Origin of the sequence: Streptomyces sp. WI03-4A (genome assembly GCF_033792105.1) — a bacterium.
In the GTDB taxonomy this organism is placed as follows: Bacteria; Actinomycetota; Actinomycetes; order Streptomycetales; family Streptomycetaceae; genus Streptomyces; species Streptomyces collinus_A.
In genome coordinates this window covers 1-17552 of record NZ_JARAUO010000075.1, presented here as the reverse complement: position 1 = coordinate 17552, position 17552 = coordinate 1, and the positions used below count along the sequence as shown (strand labels likewise).

The 17552-nt window shown below is 74.3% G+C and carries 16 protein-coding genes; 2 read left to right on the top strand and 14 right to left on the bottom strand.

The features are described 5' to 3' along the window. The 8 genes from PV343_RS39385 to PV343_RS39350 form a co-directional block, all read right to left on the bottom strand. Positions 1 to 1549 (bottom strand): SWIM zinc finger family protein (locus tag PV343_RS39385; protein WP_319151852.1); only part of this gene is annotated, 1549 nt, incomplete at its 3' end. After that, positions 1546 to 4389 (bottom strand): SNF2-related protein, encoded by a 2844-nt coding sequence (locus tag PV343_RS39380; protein WP_319151851.1) that lies wholly within the window; start codon positions 4387 to 4389, stop codon positions 1546 to 1548. The genes PV343_RS39380 and PV343_RS39385, both read right to left, overlap by 4 nt. Positions 4390 to 4542: 153 nt before the next feature. Next, positions 4543 to 5124, bottom strand: a complete 582-nt coding sequence (locus PV343_RS39375; protein ID WP_319151850.1) for a sugar kinase — start codon at positions 5122 to 5124, stop codon at positions 4543 to 4545. Next, positions 5121 to 6266 (bottom strand): ROK family glucokinase, encoded by a 1146-nt coding sequence (locus PV343_RS39370; protein ID WP_319151848.1) that lies wholly within the window; start codon positions 6264 to 6266, stop codon positions 5121 to 5123. Before PV343_RS39370 ends, PV343_RS39375 begins: the two co-directional genes overlap by 4 nt. 117 nt (positions 6267 to 6383) lie before the next feature. Further along, a complete protein-coding gene (locus PV343_RS39365) occupies positions 6384 to 7205 on the bottom strand; it encodes an ATP-binding cassette domain-containing protein (protein WP_319151847.1) in 822 nt (273 codons plus the stop codon). Further along, on the bottom strand, positions 7202 to 8245 hold the full coding sequence (locus PV343_RS39360) for an ABC transporter permease (protein WP_319151846.1): 1044 nt from the start codon (positions 8243 to 8245) through the stop codon (positions 7202 to 7204). The genes PV343_RS39365 and PV343_RS39360 overlap by 4 nt, the downstream gene beginning before the upstream one ends. Beyond that, complete coding sequence (locus PV343_RS39355; protein WP_319151844.1) at positions 8242 to 9246, bottom strand: sugar ABC transporter substrate-binding protein; 1005 nt, start codon at positions 9244 to 9246, stop codon at positions 8242 to 8244. Before PV343_RS39355 ends, PV343_RS39360 begins: the two co-directional genes overlap by 4 nt. A 244-nt stretch (positions 9247 to 9490) precedes the next feature. After that, complete coding sequence (locus PV343_RS39350) at positions 9491 to 10228, bottom strand: GntR family transcriptional regulator (RefSeq protein WP_319151854.1); 738 nt, start codon at positions 10226 to 10228, stop codon at positions 9491 to 9493. 137 nt (positions 10229 to 10365) lie between these two features. Between PV343_RS39350 and PV343_RS39345 the strand changes: the two genes are divergently transcribed. Continuing rightward, positions 10366 to 11388: a Gfo/Idh/MocA family oxidoreductase gene (locus tag PV343_RS39345; protein WP_319151843.1), complete on the top strand. Its 1023-nt coding sequence runs from the start codon at positions 10366 to 10368 to the stop codon at positions 11386 to 11388. 11 nt (positions 11389 to 11399) lie between these two features. Here the strand turns inward: PV343_RS39345 and PV343_RS39340 are convergent, their stop codons facing one another. The 6 genes from PV343_RS39340 to PV343_RS39315 form a co-directional block, all read right to left on the bottom strand. Next, the gene (locus tag PV343_RS39340; RefSeq protein ID WP_319151842.1) at positions 11400 to 12590 is read right to left on the bottom strand and encodes a cytochrome P450 family protein; all 1191 of its coding nucleotides are present in this window, start codon (positions 12588 to 12590) and stop codon (positions 11400 to 11402) included. 72 nt (positions 12591 to 12662) lie between these two features. Further along, positions 12663 to 13340, bottom strand: coding sequence for a response regulator transcription factor (locus PV343_RS39335; RefSeq protein WP_319151841.1), 678 nt, complete (start codon positions 13338 to 13340; stop codon positions 12663 to 12665). A 41-nt stretch (positions 13341 to 13381) separates the two neighbouring features. Continuing rightward, positions 13382 to 14644 (bottom strand): sensor histidine kinase, encoded by a 1263-nt coding sequence (locus PV343_RS39330; protein WP_319151840.1) that lies wholly within the window; start codon positions 14642 to 14644, stop codon positions 13382 to 13384. 213 nt (positions 14645 to 14857) lie between these two features. After that, positions 14858 to 15244 (bottom strand): ribonuclease, encoded by a 387-nt coding sequence (locus tag PV343_RS39325; protein WP_319151839.1) that lies wholly within the window; start codon positions 15242 to 15244, stop codon positions 14858 to 14860. Positions 15245 to 15329: 85 nt separating this feature from the next. Beyond that, on the bottom strand, positions 15330 to 16238 hold the full coding sequence (locus PV343_RS39320) for a DMT family transporter (RefSeq protein ID WP_319151853.1): 909 nt from the start codon (positions 16236 to 16238) through the stop codon (positions 15330 to 15332). Positions 16239 to 16454: 216 nt separating this feature from the next. Further along, entirely contained in the window at positions 16455 to 17267 is an 813-nt protein-coding gene (locus PV343_RS39315; protein WP_319151838.1) for an AIM24 family protein, read from the bottom strand. 103 nt (positions 17268 to 17370) lie between these two features. On the opposite strand from PV343_RS39315, the gene PV343_RS39310 reads away from it, so the two are divergent. Continuing rightward, the coding region (locus tag PV343_RS39310) for an SDR family NAD(P)-dependent oxidoreductase (protein ID WP_319151836.1) at positions 17371 to 17552 on the top strand (182 nt) is incomplete at its 3' end.

Genomic DNA, 17552 nt, shown 5'->3' with positions numbered 1-17552 from the left:
GCGCGAGGGCGTCGGTGGCGCGGACGCCGGGCAGGCTCCGCGGCGAACCCTCCTGGGCGGCCCGGGCGGCGCGGGCGGCGCTGCGGCGCGAGAGCGCGTCGAGCAGTTCCCGCTCCCCCCGGCCGCGCAGCAGGAGCAGCACGAAGGGGTCGGCGTCGAGCAGGCGTGCCGTCCGGTAGCACAGGGCGGCCGCGTGCTTGCAGGGATGACCGGAGTCGGGGCAGCTGCAGCGCGGGGCGAGGTCGCCGGGCCCGGGCAGCAGCGGGACACCGCAGTCGGCGAGGGACTGGGGCAGCTCCTTGTCCAGCAGGGCCGCGATGTGTCCCGGCCGGTCGGCGGCGGCGTCCAGGAACCGCTCCCAGTCGTGGTCGTCCAGCGTGCGCAGCCGTACCTGCACCCGGTACGGGCGAGGTCTGCTGCCGCGCACGTACGCCAGTACCGTCCCGGGCGTCACGGTGATCGCGTCGACGTTCCCCTGCTCCGCGTAACCCCGGCCGCGGGCGAGCCGCTTGGGGTCCAGCGCGCCCCGCTCCAGCGCGTCGATCCACGCGTTGCCCCACCACGTCTCGGCGAACTCCGGAGCCGCTTCGGAGCCCGGCCCCGGCCCCGACGCCGGGAAGGTGCGGCGCAGTTCGGAGTCCCGGTGCGGGGTGGCCATGGTGGTGGGGACCCGGGGTGCGGCCGCGCCAGCCGGGTCGGGGTCGGCGGGACGGTGGTCGCCGCGTGCGGGTGCGGGGGCGGCCGTGTCGTCGTGCGCGGCGGTGTGGTGCGTGTCGGTGCCGGGCTCGGGGGTGCCGGTGGCGTCGGCCTCTTCCCGGGTGTCCTCCCAGGAGGGCAGGCGGAAGGCGTTCGTGAGGAACCGCCGCATCTCTCGGGCGGTCTCGACCCGGGCCGTACGGGGCTCGTCACCGGGGCGGTCGGGACCGGGCGTGGTGCGCGCCGAAGCGCCGGTGGCCCGTGCCTCGGCACGTCCTCGTGGCCTGCCCGGCGCGGTCCCGGCGCGCAGCGCCTCCGAGCGAGCCGCGCGCAGCGCCTGGCGGGCGGCATCGCCGGCGGCGGGTTCCGTCCCGGCCGTCCCGGCGGCGCGCGCCTCCCCGGCATCGTCGGCTCCCCCGGCCCGCGGCCCCTCCTCCGCCCATGCCGCAGCGGCCTCGTCCCGCCCCGTCGAGCGTGCAGCGGCGACGGCGGCTCGCAGGGCCGCTCTCGCGATGTCGCCGGGTCGCGGCGCCTCCGCCGCCGGACGGTCCTCCGCCGCCTCGCTCGGCGCCTCGGCCGTGTCCGGCGCCTGCCGAGGCGTACGCTTCGGCGCCTCGGCCGTGTCCGGCGCCTGCAGGTGCGCCCGGGGCTGCGTCGCGGCCGGTTCCGGCGCCTCCCGGTGCGTCCCGATCGGTGCCTCGGGAGCCGGGACGGCCTTGTCACCGGACGGCGCGGGTGGACGCGTTTCCGGGGTGCCCGGCGCGCCGCCGACCCGTTCGGCCTGCGCGCGCTCCCGTGCCGCGCGCAGGGCGCGGCGGGCGGCGTCGCCGGGGCGCTGCTCCCCGCTGGTCACGAGGTCCTCCGCAGGGAGACCAGGTCGGACAGTTCGCGGTCGGTGAGTTCGGTCAGGGCCGACTCGCCGGAGCCGAGGACGGCGTCGGCCAGGGCGCGCTTGGACTCCAGCATCTCGGCGATGCGGTCCTCGACCGTGCCCTCGGTGACCAGGCGGTGGACCTGGACGGGCTGGGTCTGGCCGATGCGGTAGGCGCGGTCGGTGGCCTGTTCCTCGACGGCCGGGTTCCACCAGCGGTCGAAGTGGACGACATGGCCGGCGCGGGTGAGGTTCAGACCGGTGCCGGCCGCCTTCAGGGACAGCACCAGGACCGGGGTCTCGCCGTTCTGGAAACGGTCGACCATGCGCTCGCGCTCCGGCACGGGGGTGGCGCCGTGCAGGAGGTCGACGGGGACCGCGCGGGCGGACAGGTGGGCGGTGATGAGGCGGGCCATGCCGACGTACTGCGTGAAGACGAGGGCGGAGCCGTCCTCGGCGAGCAGGGTGTCCAGCAGTTCGTCGAGCAGGGCGAGCTTCCCGGAGCGGGCCGCGAGCCGGTCGGCGGGCGGGTCCTCCTTGAGGTACAGCGCCGGGTGGTCGCAGATCTGCTTGAGGGCGCCGAGCAGCTTGAGGACCAGGCCCCGGCGGCCGATGCCCTCCGCCGACTCGATGGCCAGCATCGACTCGCGCACCACCGCCTCGTACAGCGCGGCCTGCTCGCGGGTGAGCGGCACCGGGTGGTCCGTCTCGGTCTTGGGCGGCAGCTCGGGGACGATGCCGGGGTCGGACTTCTTGCGCCGCAGGAGGAAGGGGCGGACCAGCCGGGCCAGGCGCTCCACCGCCTCCGCGTCCTCGCCGTTCTCCACCGCGCGCGCGTGCCGGGCGCGGAAGGACTTCAGGGGGCCGAGGAGCCCGGGGGTGGTCCAGTCGAGCAGGGCCCACAGCTCGGAGAGGTTGTTCTCCACCGGGGTGCCGGTGAGGGCCACGCGCGCGGGGGCCGGGACGGTGCGCAGCGCCTTGGCGGTGGCCGAGTAGGGGTTCTTCACGTGCTGGGCCTCGTCGGCGACGATCATGCCCCAGGGCTGCTCCGCGAGCCGGGGCGCGGTGGAGCGCATCGTGCCGTAGGTGGTGAGGACGAAGCCGCCGGCCAGGCCGTCGAGGGTGCGGTCGGGGCCGTGGAAGCGGCGGACCGGGACGCCGGGCGCGAACTTCGTGATCTCACGCTGCCAGTTGCCCAGCAGGGAGGCGGGGCAGACCACGAGGGTCGGTTCGGGGCGGGCGCGCGCGAGGTGCAGGGCGATGAGCGTGACGGTCTTGCCGAGCCCCATGTCGTCGGCGAGGCAGCCGCCGAGGCCGAGGGAGGTCATCTGGTCGAGCCAGGCCAGGCCGCGCCGCTGGTAGTCGCGCAGGGTGGCGGCGAGGCCGGCGGGCGGCTCGGCCGGGCGCAGGCCGGCCGTGAGGCGGTCGCGCAGGGTGGCCAGCGCGCCGACGGGGACGGCCTCGACGCTCTCGCCGTCGATCTCGGCGGTGCCGGTGAGGGCGACGGACAGCGCGTCGACCGGGTCGAGCAGGCCCAGTTCCCGCTTGCGGGCCTTGCGGACCAGGGCGGGGTCGACGAGCACCCAGCGGTCGCGGAGCCGTACGACGGGGCGGTGGGCCTCGGCCAGCGCGTCCATCTCGGCCTCGCTGAGCGGGTCTCCACCGAGTGCGAGCTGCCAGCGGAACTGCAGCAGGTCCTCGCTCTCGAAGAACCCGGTGCCGTCGGTCGCCGAGCCGGGCGCGGGCCGGACCACGGCGGTGGCGGCGAGGTCGCGGGCGAGGTCCCGGGGCCAGTGCACGGCGACCCCGGCGGCGGCGAGCCGGCCGGCGGCCACGCCGAGCAGGTCCCCCAGTTCCTCCTCGGACAGGGCGAGGACGTCCGGGACGTCCTGTTCGGTGAGCCGGTCCAGGGGCGGCCAGACCCGGGCCGCGCGCCGTACGGCGAGCGCGGCGTCCACGCGGGCGCGGGGGCCGAAGGCGGTGTCCGCGTCCCCCGCCCACAGGGCCGCCGCGTCGGCCACCAGGGTGGGGTCGGCGAGGCTGTGCACCTGGACGAGCGCGGCTCCGGCGGCGCGCGCGCCCTCTGCGGTGCCGGCGTCGAAGACGTCGTACGCGGAGAGGTCGAGGCGGAGCGAGATCCGTACGCCCGCGTCCATGCCGGCGGCGACCTCGGCGGCCCACTCGTGGGCGGCGGGCAGCGGCTGGGGCTCGCGGGCCGCGAACGGGCGTCCCGAGGTGAGGTGGGCGGCCGGGGTGCGGGGCAGGGTGTCGGCGACCGCGTCGAGGAAGGAGCGGACCAGGGCCTCCGGCTCGGGCAGCCGCAGCGGGCCCGGTTCCGGCAGCGGGACGGCGTGGCCCTCGGGCGGCAGGGCGGCGGCGACCGCGCGCAGGTGGGCGATGTCGGCCGGTTCGAGCGGGCCGGCCCGCCAGGCGTCGTGGCCGCTCGGGGTGAGGCCGGGCAGCAGGCGGCCGCGGGCGACCAGCCGCAGCGCGTGCAGGGCGGCGGCGCCCCAGCAGGCCGTGGCGGGGTGGGCGGCCGGGTCGCGGCGGGCCCGGACCAGCAGCGGCAGCGCCTCGGCGAGCGGCAGGGTGAGCGCGGCGACCTGCCGCCGGCGCACGCCCGAGCCGTGCCGGCGTACGACGGTGAGGTCCTCGGTGGCGGCGTCGGGCAGGGGGCCGCCGTCGGGGTCCCAGAAGGCGACGCGGCCCTCGCGCGGGACGGGCGCGGGCAGGTAGACGGACGCGAGGCGCACCGGGACCGGGTTCCCGGTCCCGGGGGTGCCTCCGGTGCGCTCGGCCACCGCCGGCGTGCCGCCGCTCATACGTCCTGCCACCTCCCGCCCCTCCGTCGGATCAGACGTCTTCGACTCTACGGGCGGGGTCTGACAACCGGCTCCGGCGGGCGGTGCCGGGTACGGCCCGCCCCTACGGGACCGGCGTACGCCTACGGCGCCGGTGCGCGAGGTGCCGTACGCCTACGGGACGGTGCGGGAGACGACGTACACCATCGGATAGTTCGGGTCGGACGTGTTGACGACCACGTCCTGGGTGGGCGCCGGGTTCTTCTGCTTGTGGGTGAGGCCCGCCCAGGGGCCGGGGCCGGTGAAGTTCCAGCCGGAGACCTTGCGGTCGCGGGCGCCCACGGTGATGTCGCCCTGATGGAGCTGCTCGCGGCGCACGCCCATGGCGCCGAGGAAGCTGTCCAGGCCCGCGGGGGTGGTGCGGAACTGCGCGTACAGGCGGCTGGTCTTCCAGTTGTTGGTCTCGTAGGAGGCGACGTAGTCGGCGGGGTGCGGGATCGCCACCCGGTACAGGCGGCGCTGCACCTTGGACGGCCAGCCCGGGGTGAGGCCGGTCGCCGAGTACTTCGCCTCCTTGTCCTTGCCGCTGTTGCGGCTCTGGTTGGCGGAGATCACCAGGTAGCCCGCGGGGACGCCGATGAGCAGTCCGATGATCAGCAGGGTCAGCGCCCTGCGCCTGGCCTTGTGGCGCGGGTCCTCGGACGGCCGGCGCGGTTCGTCCGGGGGCGCGGCCTGGTGGGGCAGCGACGCGGTCATGCGGTGTCCCCCGCGCGGCGGGCCTGGGCGTACCGCTCGTAGCGCTCGTGGCGCTCCACCCGGCGCCGCTTGGCCCGCCGGAAGCGGCGGGCGACCAGCCGGGCGAGGTCGGCGGCGCCGACCATGCCGGCCTCGGGGCCGAGCTGGGCGCGGGTGATGCGGGCCTCGGGGCGGTAGCCGCGGCCGGTGAGGTGGCGCCTGAAGGCGTCCCGGGCGGGGCCGATGAGCAGGTCGTCGGCGGCGCTGACGCCGCCGCCGATGACGAAGCAGGACGGGTCGAGGGCGGCGGCGAGGTTGGCGATGCCGACGCCGAGCCACTGGCCGATGTCCTGGAGCAGCTCCACGCACATGGCGTCGCCCTCGCGGGCCAGCTCGGTGATCATCGGGCCGGTGATGTCGCCGATGTTGCCCTTGACGTGCTCGATGATCCCGTAGGCCACCGGGGAGTCGGCGGCGGCCAGCTCCCGGGCCTCGCGGACGAGGGCGTTGCCGGAGCTGTACTGCTCCCAGCAGCCGCGGTTGCCGCACGGGCAGCGGTGGCCGCCGGGCACGACCTGCATGTGGCCGAACTCGCCGGCGACGCCGTACTTGCCGCGCTTGACCTGGCCGTCCTCCAGGATCGCGCCGCCGATGCCGGTGCCGAGAGTGATCATGACCAGGTGGTCCTCGCCGCGGCCGGCGCCGAAGCGCCACTCCGCCCAGGCGGCGGTGTTCGCGTCGTTGTCCACGAGCACCGGGACGGAGAGGCGGCCGGCGAGGCGGTCGCGCAGCGGCTCGTTGCGCCAGGACAGGTGGGGCGCGAAGAGCACGCGGTTGCGGTCGGCGTCGACCCAGCCGGCGGCCCCGATGCCGACCGCGTGCACGTCGTGCCGGTCGGACAGGTCAAGCACCAGTTCGGCGATGGTGTCCTCGACGACCTTGGGGCTCTTGGACTTGTCCGGGGTCTCCGTGCGGAGCTTCTCCAGGATGTTGCCGTCCGCGTCCACCACGCCGGCCATGACCTTGGTGCCGCCGATGTCGATGCCGACGGTGGGGACGCGGGGGGCGGTCAGATGGGACCGGCGCTCCCTGGTACCGACCGTGCGCAGGACGGGGGCGCGGCGCGAGCCGATGGGGGCCGTGAGGTCGCGGTAGGTGCTCATCGCGGTCGATTGTGCCGCACCCGCAGGCCGGGTGCGGCACAGGGCGGGAGGAGGGAACGCGCGAGCGGGGCCGTCCGCGGGTGCGTCCCGGCCCGTCGCACGGTCCCCCGGTACCCGTCAGTCGCGCCGCAGTTCGTGGCGCAGCGCCTCCAGGTCGGACCCGCCCGCCATCTGCCGGGTCAGTTCGTCCAGAGTGATGCCGTCCCGTGTGTGATTGCCCACCATCGTGCCCCGGCGCAGCAGGACGAAGCGGTCGCCGACCAGGTACGCGTGGTGCGGGTTGTGAGTGATCAGCACGACGCCCAGGCCCTCGTCGCGTGCCGCCGCCACGTACTTCAGCACGACGCCGGACTGCTTGACGCCGAGCGCGGCGGTCGGCTCGTCCAGGATCAGGACCTTGGCGCCGAAGTGGACCGCCCTGGCGATGGCCACGCACTGGCGTTCGCCGCCGGAGAGGGTGCCGATGGGCTGGTCGACGTCCCGGAGGTCGATGCCCATGCGGAGCAGCGCCTCGCGGGTGGTGCGGCGCATGAGGCCGGTGTCGAGGCGCTTGAAGGGGCCCACGCCGGTGCGGGGCTCGGAGCCGAGGAAGAAGTTGCGCCAGACCGGCATCAGCGGGACGACCGCGAGGTCCTGGTAGACGGTGGCGATCCCGCGGTCCAGGGCCTCGCGCGGGGAGGAAAGGCGGGTCTCCTCGCCCTCGATGCGCAGGGTGCCGCCGTCGTGCGGGTGCAGGCCGGCGATCGTCTTGATCAGGGTCGACTTGCCCGCGCCGTTGTCGCCGAGGACACAGGTGATCTCGCCCGCGTGGACCTCCAGGGAGACGTCCTCCAGGGCGCGGACGTTGCCGTAGCGCTTGCTGACTCCTTCCAGCTCGACCAGCGGGGCGCGTTCGGCGGTCGCGGTGGTCTCGCTGGTCCCGGTGGTGGTGCCGGTCATGTCGTCGCCTCCGCGCGCTTGCGGACCCAGGCGTTGAGCAGGGTCGCGAGGAGCAGCATCGCCCCGAGGAAGAACTTGAACCAGTCGGGGTTCCACTCGGCGAAGACGATGCCCTTGCTGGTCATGCCGAACAGCAGGGCGCCGACCGCCGAGCCGACGGCGCTGCCGTACCCGCCGGTGATCAGGCAGCCGCCGATGACGGCCGCGATGATGTAGATCAGCTCGTTGCCGACGCCCTCGCCGGACTGGACGGCGTCGAAGGAGAACAGCAGGTGCTGGCCGGAGACCCAGGCGCCGAAGGCCACGCCCATGTAGAGGGCGATCTTGGTCCTGGCGACCGGGACGCCCACCGCGCGGGCGGCGTCCTGGTTGCCGCCGACGGCGAAGATCCAGTTGCCGGCGCGGGTGCGCAGCAGGATCCAGGAGCCGAGGGCGACGAGGGCGAACCACCACAGGACGGTGACCCGGAGGTCGACGCCGCCGAGGGTGAGGGTGGAGGCGAAGACGGCGTGGGCGCTGGGGAACCCCTCCATGTCGGCGATGGTCTTGGTGGAGACCGTGCCGTCGATGAGCTTGGTGAAGCCGAGGTTCATGCCGGTCAGCATGAGGAAGGTGCCGAGCGTGACGATGAAGCTGGGCAGCCGGGTGCGGGTGAGCACGAAGCCGTTGAAGGCACCGATCGCCAGGGTGACCAGCAGGGACACGCCCACGCCGACCCAGGTGTTCGCCGTCATCTGGTAGCTGAACATCGAGGAGATCAGCGCCGAGGACGTCACGAGGACGCCGGCGGACAGGTCGAACTCGCCGCCGATCATCAGCAGGGCGACCGGTACGGCCATGATCCCGATGGTCGAGGAGGCGTACAGGACCGTGCTCAGGCTGGCGGCGCGCAGGAACCCGTCGGCGGCCAGGGCGAAGAAGACGAGGACGGCGAGGGCGCCGACGACCGAGCCGAGCTCGGGCCGGGCCAGCAGCTTCCGCAGCGGCGAGGTCTGCAGAATCCTTTCGTCCCGCAGGTCCCCGTCGGTGGCCGCGCTCATCGGGTGCCCCGCTGGGTGTACTCCGCGAGGGCGCCCGCCTGGCCCTTGGTGATGATCTGCGGGCCGGTGAGGACCGGCTTGCCGCCGCCGAGGACGTCGCCGTTGTACTTGTACAGCCACAGCAGGTCGACGGCCTGGTAGCCCTGGAGGTAGGGCTGCTGGTCCACCGCGAAGCCGAGAGTGCCGTCCTTCAGCTCGGCGGCGACCTTGGCGTTGAGGTCGAAGGTGTCGACCTCCGCCGCGCTGCCCGCGTCCCCCTTGGCCTTGACGGCCGTGTCGGCGTACGGGGCGCCGAGGGTGACGACGGCGTCCACGGACTTGTCCGTCTGGAGCTTGGCCTCGATCGCGGACTGCACGTCGGGCATGTTGGTGCCGTTGACGTACAGCTTCTGGACCGAGCCGTGGAAGGTCTTCGCGACGCCGTCGCAGCGCTGTTCGTGGCCGACGTTGCCCTGCTCGTGCAGGACGCACAGGGCCTTCTTGCGGCCGCGCCGGTTCAGTTCGTCGCCGACGGCCTCACCGGCGATCGTCTCGTCCTGGCCGATGTGGGTGAGGGCGCCGAACGCCTTGGACTCCTCCGAGCCCGAGTTCACCGTCACCACCGGGATGCCGGCCTTCTCGGCGCGGGCCACGGCGGCCTTGAGCGCGTCCGGCTTGGCGAGGGTGACGATGATGCCGTCGACCTTCTTGTCCACCGCCGCGTCCACCAGCTGCGCCTGCTGCTGCGCCTCGTCGTCGTGCGAGTAGACGAAGTTGATGTTGTCCTTGACGGCGGCCTGCTTGGCGCCGCTCTGCACGATGTCCCAGAAGGTGTCGCCGTCGCCCGAGTGGGTGATCATCGCGAACGTCCAGCGGGGCGTGTTCACCGCCGCCCTCCCCTGGGCCGCCGCGGCCTTGCGGGCGTCCTCCGCCCGCTTGCCGCCGGTGCTGCTGCAGGCGGTGAGGGAGACGCTGAGCGCCCCCGCCACCGCGATGCCTACCCAGGTCCGAAACCGTGCCACGAGGCCGTGCCCCTTCTTGCTGTGCTCTTGCTGTGCTCCGACGTGCGCGAGGGGCGGGCGGGGACACCGTCGGCACGATCCGGCGGCGACCTCACCAGCCCCAAACACTTCAGTATCGAACACCGGGAGCGCCCCTGACATGCCCGGGGCGCGGTGAGGCGACGCTTCGTCCGGACATTGCGACAAAGCGCCGACGGTGTCCGGGCCGTCTCACGGCCGCTTCCAGCCCCGTTTCCGGCCGGTTTCAGGGGCGTACGAGGAGCTGGAACTCGAAGGAGTAGCGGCCGGGGCGGTAGGTGTGGTCGCCCAGCTCGACCGCGCGGCCGGTGTCGTCGTAGGTGGTGCGCCGCATGGTCAGCAGCGGGGCGCCCTCCGCCTCGGTCAGCCGTTCCGCCTCCGTGCCGGTGGCGCCGCGGGCGCCGATGGACTGGCGGGCGCTGTGCAGGGTGATCCCGGCGGAGCGCATCAGCCGGTACAGGCCCGTGGCCTCCAGGCGGCCGGTGTCCAGGTCCATCAGGCCGGGCGGCAGGTGGTTGATCAGGTAGGCCATGGGCTCGCCGTGCGCGAGGCGCAGCCGCTCGATCCGGTGCACGTCGCCGCCCTCGGTGATGCCGAGCGCGGCGGCGACCTCGGCGGACGCGGGGACGACGGTGTTGACGAGGACCTTCGTGGCGGGCCGCTGGCCGGCCGCCTCCAGGTCGTCGTAGAGGCTGCTCAGCTCCAGGGGGCGCTTGACCTGGCTGTGCACGACCTGGGTGCCCACGCCCCGGCGGCGGACCAGGAGTCCCTTGTCGACCAGGGACTGGATGGCCTGGCGGACGGTGGGCCGGGACAGACCGAGCCGGGCGGCCAGCTCGATCTCGTTGCCCAGCAGGCTGCCGGGCGTGAGTCCGCCGTGCTCGATGGCCGCTTCGAGCTGCTGGGAGAGCTGGAAGTACAGCGGTACCGGTGAACCGCGGTCCACGTGGAGGTCGAGCGACACGGTCGGGTCCCCATCTGGTTTCGGCACGGGCCGAGCGTAGCCCCGTGCCTGGTTGACGGGAAGTTGTGTAGACAGATTGTCCAGTTGTTCAGACATTAGCATTGACAGCGTGCGGGGTCCGCCCTCACTTTGTTTCCATGCGCATCGGGGTCATCGGTACGGGTCGCATCGGCACCATTCATGCGAACACGCTGAGTCGCCATCGTGAGGTCGGATCGCTGATCCTCACGGACGCCGATCCGGCGCGGGCCCAGGCGCTGGCGCAGCGGCTGGGAGAGACGGCCGCGCCCGGGGTGGACGAGATCTTCCGGTGGGGCGTGGACGCGGTGGTGATCACCACGGCGACGGCGGCGCACGCCGAGCTGATCGGCCGGGCGGCGCGCTCGGGCCTGCCGGTCTTCTGCGAGAAGCCGATCGCCCTCGACCTGCCGGGCACGCTGCAGGCACTCGCGGAGGTGGACGCAGCCGGAACGATTCTCCAGATGGGTTTCCAGCGACGCTTCGACGCGGGGTACGCGGGCGCCCGGGACGCGGTGCGCTCGGGACGCCTCGGGCGGCTGCACACCGTGCGGGCGACGACCGCCGACCAGTCCCCTCCGCCGCCCGAGTGGCTGCCGCTGTCCGGCGGGCTGTTCCGGGACACGCTGATCCACGACTTCGACGCGCTGCGCTGGGTGACCGGGCGCGAGGTGGTCGACGTGTACGCGACCGGCTCGGACGCGGGGCCCGCCATGTTCCGCGCTGCGGGCGACGTGGACACCGCCGCGGCCGTGCTCACGCTGGACGACGGCACGCTGGCCGCGGCGACCGCGACCCGGCTCAACGGGGCGGGCTACGACGTCCGCATGGAGCTGGCCGGGGAGCGGGACACCGTCGTGGTGGGCCTGGACGACCGCACGCCCGTGGCGTCCACCGAGCCGACCGGGCCGCCGGCCGCCGACAAGCCCTGGACCGGCTTCCTGGAGCGGTTCGGGCCCGCCTACGAGGCCGAACTGTGCGCCTTCGTCGAGGTGCTGCGCGGGGCGCGGCCCAACCCCTGCGACGGCCGGGAGGCCCTCCAGGCGCTGCGGATCGCCGAGGCGTGCGAGGTGTCCCGGCGCGAGCGCCGTCCGGTACGGCTGGCGGAGATCGAGGGCCGGGTTCAGCCCTCGGACGGCTGAACCCGGACCGTTCACCAGCGCACCGGGAGCGTGCGCATGCCTCTCATCAGCAGGCCCGGCAGGTACTCGCCGGGTGGGCCGTCGAGGGCGAGGCCGGGGGCGCGCTCCAGCAGGGTGCCGATCGCGATCCGGCCTTCGAGGCGGGCCAGGGGCGCGCCCAGGCAGAAGTGGATGCCGTGGCCGAAGGCGAGGTGGCCGCGGGTGTCCCGGCGGATGTCGAACCGGTCCGGGTCGGGGTAGCGGCCGGCGTCGCGCTGGGCGGCGGTGAGGCCGATCATCACGTGCTCACCGCGCTCGATGCGGGTGCCGGCGATCTCCAGAGGCTCGGCCGCGTACCGGAACGTGGCGCTCTGCACCGGGCCCTCGTAGCGCAGCATCTCCTCGACGGCGCCGTCCAGCAGACCTGCATCGGCTCGCAGGGCGGCGAGCTGGCCGGGGTGGGTGAGCAGGGCGTGGACGCCGTTGCCGATCAGGTTGACGGTGGTCTCGTGGCCGGCGATGAGCAGCAGGAAGGCCATGCCGCGCAGTTCCGCCGGGGAGAGCCGGTCGCCGTCCTCGGCGGTGGTGCGGACCAGGTCGCTGAGCAGGTCGTCGGTCGGGCCGCCCGCCCGCTTGTCCTCGATCAGCTCGGTCAGGTACTCGGCGAGGCGGGTCATCGCCGTGTACTCCGCGTCCCCGCCGGTGGGGGCGACCACCTCGGTGGACATCTTGCGGAACTCCGCGCGGTCCATGTCGGGGACGCCGAGGAGTTCGCAGATGACGGTGATGGGCAGCGGGTAGGCGAGCGCGTCGATCAGGTCGGCGCGGCCGCGCGGCAGCATCTCCTCCAGCAGTTCGTCGGTGATCTGCTGGACGCGCGGGCGCAGCAGCTCCACCCGGCGGGCCGTGAACGCGCGGGTGACCAGCGAGCGCAGCCGGGTGTGCTGGGGCGGGTCGGTGGCCAGCAGGTGCTTGCCGATCAGGTTCTCGTCCAGGAAGCTCGCGTCGATCTTGGCGAAGTCCTTGGCCAGCCGGGGGTCGGCGAGCGCGGCGCGTGCCTCCTCGTACCCCACCACCAGCCAGGTCTCGTAGGCCGGGTCGGCGCCCGGCGGCCGGACCCGGTGCACGGGGCCGCGCTCACGCAGCCGCGCGTACACCGGGTGCGGATCGCCGCGGAACGCGTCTCCGAACTCCCCCAGGTCGACCACCTGTTGCCTGTCCATCGTTCCCCTTCCGGACTCCCCCGAGGCGCGCCGGGCACGTCCCGGTACCCGGACAACGCGCGGGGCGTGCGCTCAGTGCCCGTCCTCGTCGAGGAGTCCCGCGTCGTGCACGAGCAGGGCGATCTGGACCCGGTTGTTCAGCCCGAGCCTGGCCAGGATGCGGGAGACGTGGGTCTTGACGGTGGCCACGCTCATGAAGAGCTCGGTGGCGATCAGGGCGTTGGCCAGGCCGCGGGCGACGGCGACGGCGACCTCCCGCTCGCGGTCGTTGAGCAGGGCGAGCCGTTCACGCGCGTGCGCCTGCCGGGGGCCGGCGGCGGTGCCGGCCGCGTGCCGCATCACCTGGCGGGTGACGGCGGGCGACAGGACCGGGTCCCCGGCGGCGACCCGGCGCACGGCGTCGACGATCTCGGCGGGCGGCGTGTCCTTGAGCACGAACCCGGCGGCGCCCGCGCGCAGCGCGTGCAGCACCTGTTCGTCGGCGTGGAAGGTGGTGAGCACCACGACCTGGGGCGCGTCCGGGCGCGCCCGCAGCCGCTCGGTGGCCGTCAGCCCGTCCACCGACGGCATCCGGATGTCCATCAGCACCACGTCCGGCCGAGTCCGTTCGACCGCGTCCGCCGCCTCGCCCCCGTCGGCGGCCTCGCCGACGATCTCGATGTCCGCGGCCCCGCCCAGCATCAGCGCGAGCCCGGCGCGCACCAGGGGATCGTCGTCGACGAGGAGGAGCCTGATCGCAGTCGCAGTCATGGGGCCCACGTAATCACGGGAGCCGGGCGGCGGGTACCGCCTCAGCCGCCGTTCCACGGCAGCCATCCCCGCACCTCGAAGCCGCCGTCCGCGGTCGGTCCGTGCGCCAGGCGGCCGCCGGCCAGGGTCGCGCGCTCGGCCAGGCCGATCAGGCCCTGTCCCGAGCCGGGGACGGGCGGGACCCGGGTGCGCGGGGCGGAGTTGACGACGGTGATGTCCAGGCCACCGTCCGGGGCGCCGGCGACGCGGACCGCGGCCTCGCTCCCGGGGGCGTGCTTGCGGGCGTTGGTGAGCGCCTCCTGGGCGATGCGGTAGGCGGTGCGCCCGGCGGAGGCGGGGACGGCGGCCGGGTCGGCGACCCGGTGGTCGAGGGTGACCTCCATGCCCGCCTCGCGGCACTCGGCGACGAGCGCGTCCAGCGCCGCCAGCGTCGGCTGCGGGCGGCCGCCGGAGGCGTCGTCGCCGTCGCCGGTGCGCAGTACGCCGATGATCTCACGCAGGTCCTGCAGCGCCTCGTGGGCGCTCTCCCGGATGACCCCGGCCGCCCGCGCGACCTCCTCCCGGGGCGCGTCGGGCCGGAACTCCAGGGCACCGGCGTGCACGCTGAGCAGGGTGAGCCGGTGGGCCAGCACGTCGTGCATCTCGCGGGCGATGGCCTCACGGGCGAGCCGCTGCGCCTGCTCGGCGCGCAGTCGTGCCTCGGTCTCCGCCCGCCGGGCGCGGTCGCGCAGGCTCAGCAGCAACTGCCGCTTGGAGCGGACGAACATGCCCCAGCCGATGAGGGAGAGCGTGAGCAGCGCGGTGAAGGCGACCACGGCCGCGTACGGCAGTTCGGGGTCGGGGCGCAGCCAGTAGAAGAGCGGGAGCAGGGCCAGGTCGACGCCGCCGATCCAGGCGACGTGGCGGAAGGGCCGGTGCACCGCGAGGGTGAAGAGGACGGCCATCCCCGCCCCGCCCGCGGTGTTGGACAGCAGGCCGACCGGGATCATCGCGACGGCGAGCCCGACCGGCCACCGGCGGCGCAGCCAGAGCGCCCCGCAGGACAGGGCGCCCAGCACCATGTCGAGCAGGACGACGAAGGGCGGCAGCCCGGTCTCGTCGGGCAGGGCCCGCGCGGCCGCCAGGCCGATGACGACGGCGAGCAGGAAGCACGAGACGTCGACGGCCCAGTCGCGCGCGGTGCGCCGCGGCCGCCCGGCCGGGGCCCCGGCGTCCGGGTCCAGCTCGTGCATGAGGGCGGACGGGAACAGCCACCGGCGGCCCGTGAACTCCCGGTGCGCCGGGGCGGTTTCGTCACTGCTCACGGACGGCCAATCTACGCGCGGCGGGCCGCGCCGGCCGCTGCGTGCGGCGCATCACCGACCGAAGTCGCGGTTTCGTGGACTTTCGATGGTCCCCGGGTCCGGGGAGCGGGCCGCGCGGCGCCTACGACTCGTCCCGCGGCCGTGCGTGGGGGCAGGCCGCGGGACGGAGGTCGTGGTCGTGCCGCCGGGGAGACGCCGGACGGCTCGGGCGGATCAGCAGCCGAAGTCGATCAGGTCGAACGTGGCGTAGTGGTCGGAGGTGTAGTAGTCCTCCTGCTGCTCCTCACCGGTGACGATGCGCCGCGCGCCGCGCGTGGAGGAGCCGGGGGTCTTGACCGTGTACTCGTGGTAGTAGCCGGACTGCCGACTCGGCAGCACGCCCTCACGGTTGGAGAAGACGGTGCCGTCCTGCGAGTAGGGGAAGGGGCCGCCCTGGTCGATCAGCCGCAGGGTGTCGTCGGCCTGGGACGGCAGGGCGCTGTGGCAGATGCTGCCGACGGCGGCGGACGCGGTGGTGGCGGAGACGGTGCCGCCGACCAGGAGGGTGGAGAGCAGGGCGCCCACGGCGCCGATGCGGGTCAGGTGTGGGGGGAGATTCATGACTTCATGATGACGCGCGTAGACGTTGGCATGTCAACGACAAGGTTGAAGAGTTTCCGTTCAAGTCCCGTGAAGCTTCCGGGAGTTAACGAGCCGCCCGGCGTCCCCACGCCGTCCCCACAAGTACCAGCGCGCCGCCGGCGAGTCCCACGGCGCCGAGCCGGTCCCCGCCCAGCGCGATACCGGCCGCGGCAGCCCACAACGGCTCGGTGCCCAGCAGCAGGCCCACCCGGGACGGGGAGGTGCGGCGCACGGCCCACATCTGCACGAAGAAGGCGACCAGCGTGCACAGCACCGCGAGGAAGAGCAGCCCCGCCCACTGCCGGGCCCCGAAGTCCGCCGCCGTCGCCCACGGCGCCTGGCCGGTGCCGGCCGACAGCACCGCGAAGACGGCCACCGCGGTGCCGAGCTGGACCGTGGTGAGCGGCAGCGCGCCCGCGCCCCGGACCGCGCGGAGCCGGGACATGACGAGCACGTGCAGGGTGCGGGCGAGGGCGGCGAGCAGCATCAGCAGGTCGCCGAGGGAGGGCCGGGTGAAGCCGGCGCCCTGGGTGAGCAGGACGACGCCGAGCACCGACAGGGCCGCGGCGCCGAGGAAGGGCGGGGTGGGCCGGGTGCGCTCGGCGGCCGCCTCGGCGAGCGGCGTGAAGATCATGGTGAGGCTGATGACGAGGCCCGCGTTGGTCGCCGAGGTGTGCACCACCCCGTACGTCTCCAGCAGGAAGATGCCGCTCAGGATCAGCCCGAGCAGGGCGGCGCCGCGCCACTGGGCGCCGGTCAGGGCGCGCAGGGAGCGCCGGCCGGCGACGGCCAGCACGGGCAGCGCGAGCGCGAACCGGAGCACCAGGACGGCGAGCACCGTGCGGGCCGTGGTGACGTCCTTCGCCGCGAGGTAGCTGGCGCCCCAGAACGCGGCGACGAGCAGGACGGGCAGGTCCGTGTGCCAGGCGCGGCGGGGGGCCACCCGGGCGGCCGGTACGGCGATCGACGACATGGTGCGGCTCTCCGGGTGCGGGGCGGGGATGCGCAGACGTCGGCGGCTCGCGCGGGGCGCGCTCACCGTACCTGCGGCAACCGTGCCCGGCCAGGCTTTTTCCCCGGGCGGCCCGGGGTGCCAGGAGACGGCGGTCCGAGCCCAGGCCTCGACGGCGTCCAAGGGTTCCGGCGGCCCCCGGAGGACACCGAAGGCGGCGGCCCCGCGGTCATCGGTTCAGCCGGTGTGCGTCGAGAACAGTCCTCCGGCCGGGCCCTGCTTGTCGCCGCCCTGGGCCTTCTTCAGGGCGTTGGCCAGGCTCTCGATGGTGAGGGACTGCAGGATGACGCGGCCGTTGCCCTCCAGGGTGGCCAGGGACAGGCCCTCGCCGCCGAAGACGGCGTTCATGATCCCCTGCCGGTTGAGGCCGCCGACGCGCTGGACGCCGTACTGGATGCCCTCCTCGAAGGCGACCACGCAGCCGGTGTCCACCTCGATGCGGCCGCCGAAGTCCGCCGGGTTCAGATCGATGAAGTTGCCCGCGCCCGCGATGATCACCGTGCCCTGGCCGGTGAACTTCTCCAGCACGAAGCCCTCGCCGCCGCTCATGCCGGTCCGCCCGCCCTGGAAGGCGATGCCGAACTCGACGCTGGACTCGGCCGCCACGAAGGCGTCCTTCTCCGCGAACCACGCGCGCGTGCCGTCCAGCTCCAGGGCGCGCATCTCGCCGGGCAGCACGCCCGCGAAGCCGACGGTGCCCTGGCCGCCCTGGGCGGTGAAGTACTGGAACGCCAGCGACTCGCCGGCCAGCATGCGCTGGCCGACCTGCATGGCGGTGCCCATGGCCTGGCGCAGCATGCCGCCCATGCCGCCGCCCCCGCCGCCGGGCTGGCCGCCGTTGCCCGACGGGCCGGACAGACGCGTCTCCATGGTCACGTTCGTCGTCTTGAACAGGAACTTCCCCGCCTCGCAGTAGACGGTCTGGCCGGGGTGCAGGTTGACGACCGCCATCTGCATGGCGTTGCCGACGATTTCTTGCTGAAGAGTCACGGCGGGAGAACGCGGACGGAGGAGCGAAGAGTTCCGGTCCCGCGCGCACATCCGCGTCCGTTCGCCGCCAGCGGACGCGCCGCGGGGTCGCTGTGATGGAGCCATGACGAACACGAACGGATCTCTCGACGGCAGGACGGCCCTGGTCACCGGCGGCAGCCGGGGCATCGGCGCCGCCACGGCGCTGCGCCTCGCGCACGACGGCGCGGACGTGGCGGTGACCTACGTGAAGGGCGAGGCGGCGGCCGAGGAGGTGGTCCGGGCCGTCCGGGCGCTGGGCCGCCG

Bases quoted from the DNA above. Each gene is read 5' to 3' on its own strand.
- PV343_RS39380 (WP_319151851.1), bottom strand. From the start codon at position 4,389: ATGAGCGGCGGCACGCCGGCGGTGGCCGAGCGCACCGGAGGCACCCCC.
- PV343_RS39375 (WP_319151850.1), bottom strand. From the start codon at position 5,124: ATGACCGCGTCGCTGCCCCACCAGGCCGCGCCCCCGGACGAACCGCGC.
- PV343_RS39370 (WP_319151848.1), bottom strand. From the start codon at position 6,266: ATGAGCACCTACCGCGACCTCACGGCCCCCATCGGCTCGCGCCGCGCC.
- PV343_RS39365 (WP_319151847.1), bottom strand. From the start codon at position 7,205: ATGACCGGCACCACCACCGGGACCAGCGAGACCACCGCGACCGCCGAA.
- PV343_RS39360 (WP_319151846.1), bottom strand. From the start codon at position 8,245: ATGAGCGCGGCCACCGACGGGGACCTGCGGGACGAAAGGATTCTGCAG.
- PV343_RS39345 (WP_319151843.1), top strand. From the start codon at position 10,366: ATGCGCATCGGGGTCATCGGTACGGGTCGCATCGGCACCATTCATGCG.
- PV343_RS39340 (WP_319151842.1), bottom strand. From the start codon at position 12,590: ATGGACAGGCAACAGGTGGTCGACCTGGGGGAGTTCGGAGACGCGTTC.
- PV343_RS39335 (WP_319151841.1), bottom strand. From the start codon at position 13,340: ATGACTGCGACTGCGATCAGGCTCCTCCTCGTCGACGACGATCCCCTG.
- PV343_RS39325 (WP_319151839.1), bottom strand. From the start codon at position 15,244: ATGAATCTCCCCCCACACCTGACCCGCATCGGCGCCGTGGGCGCCCTG.
- PV343_RS39320 (WP_319151853.1), bottom strand. From the start codon at position 16,238: ATGTCGTCGATCGCCGTACCGGCCGCCCGGGTGGCCCCCCGCCGCGCC.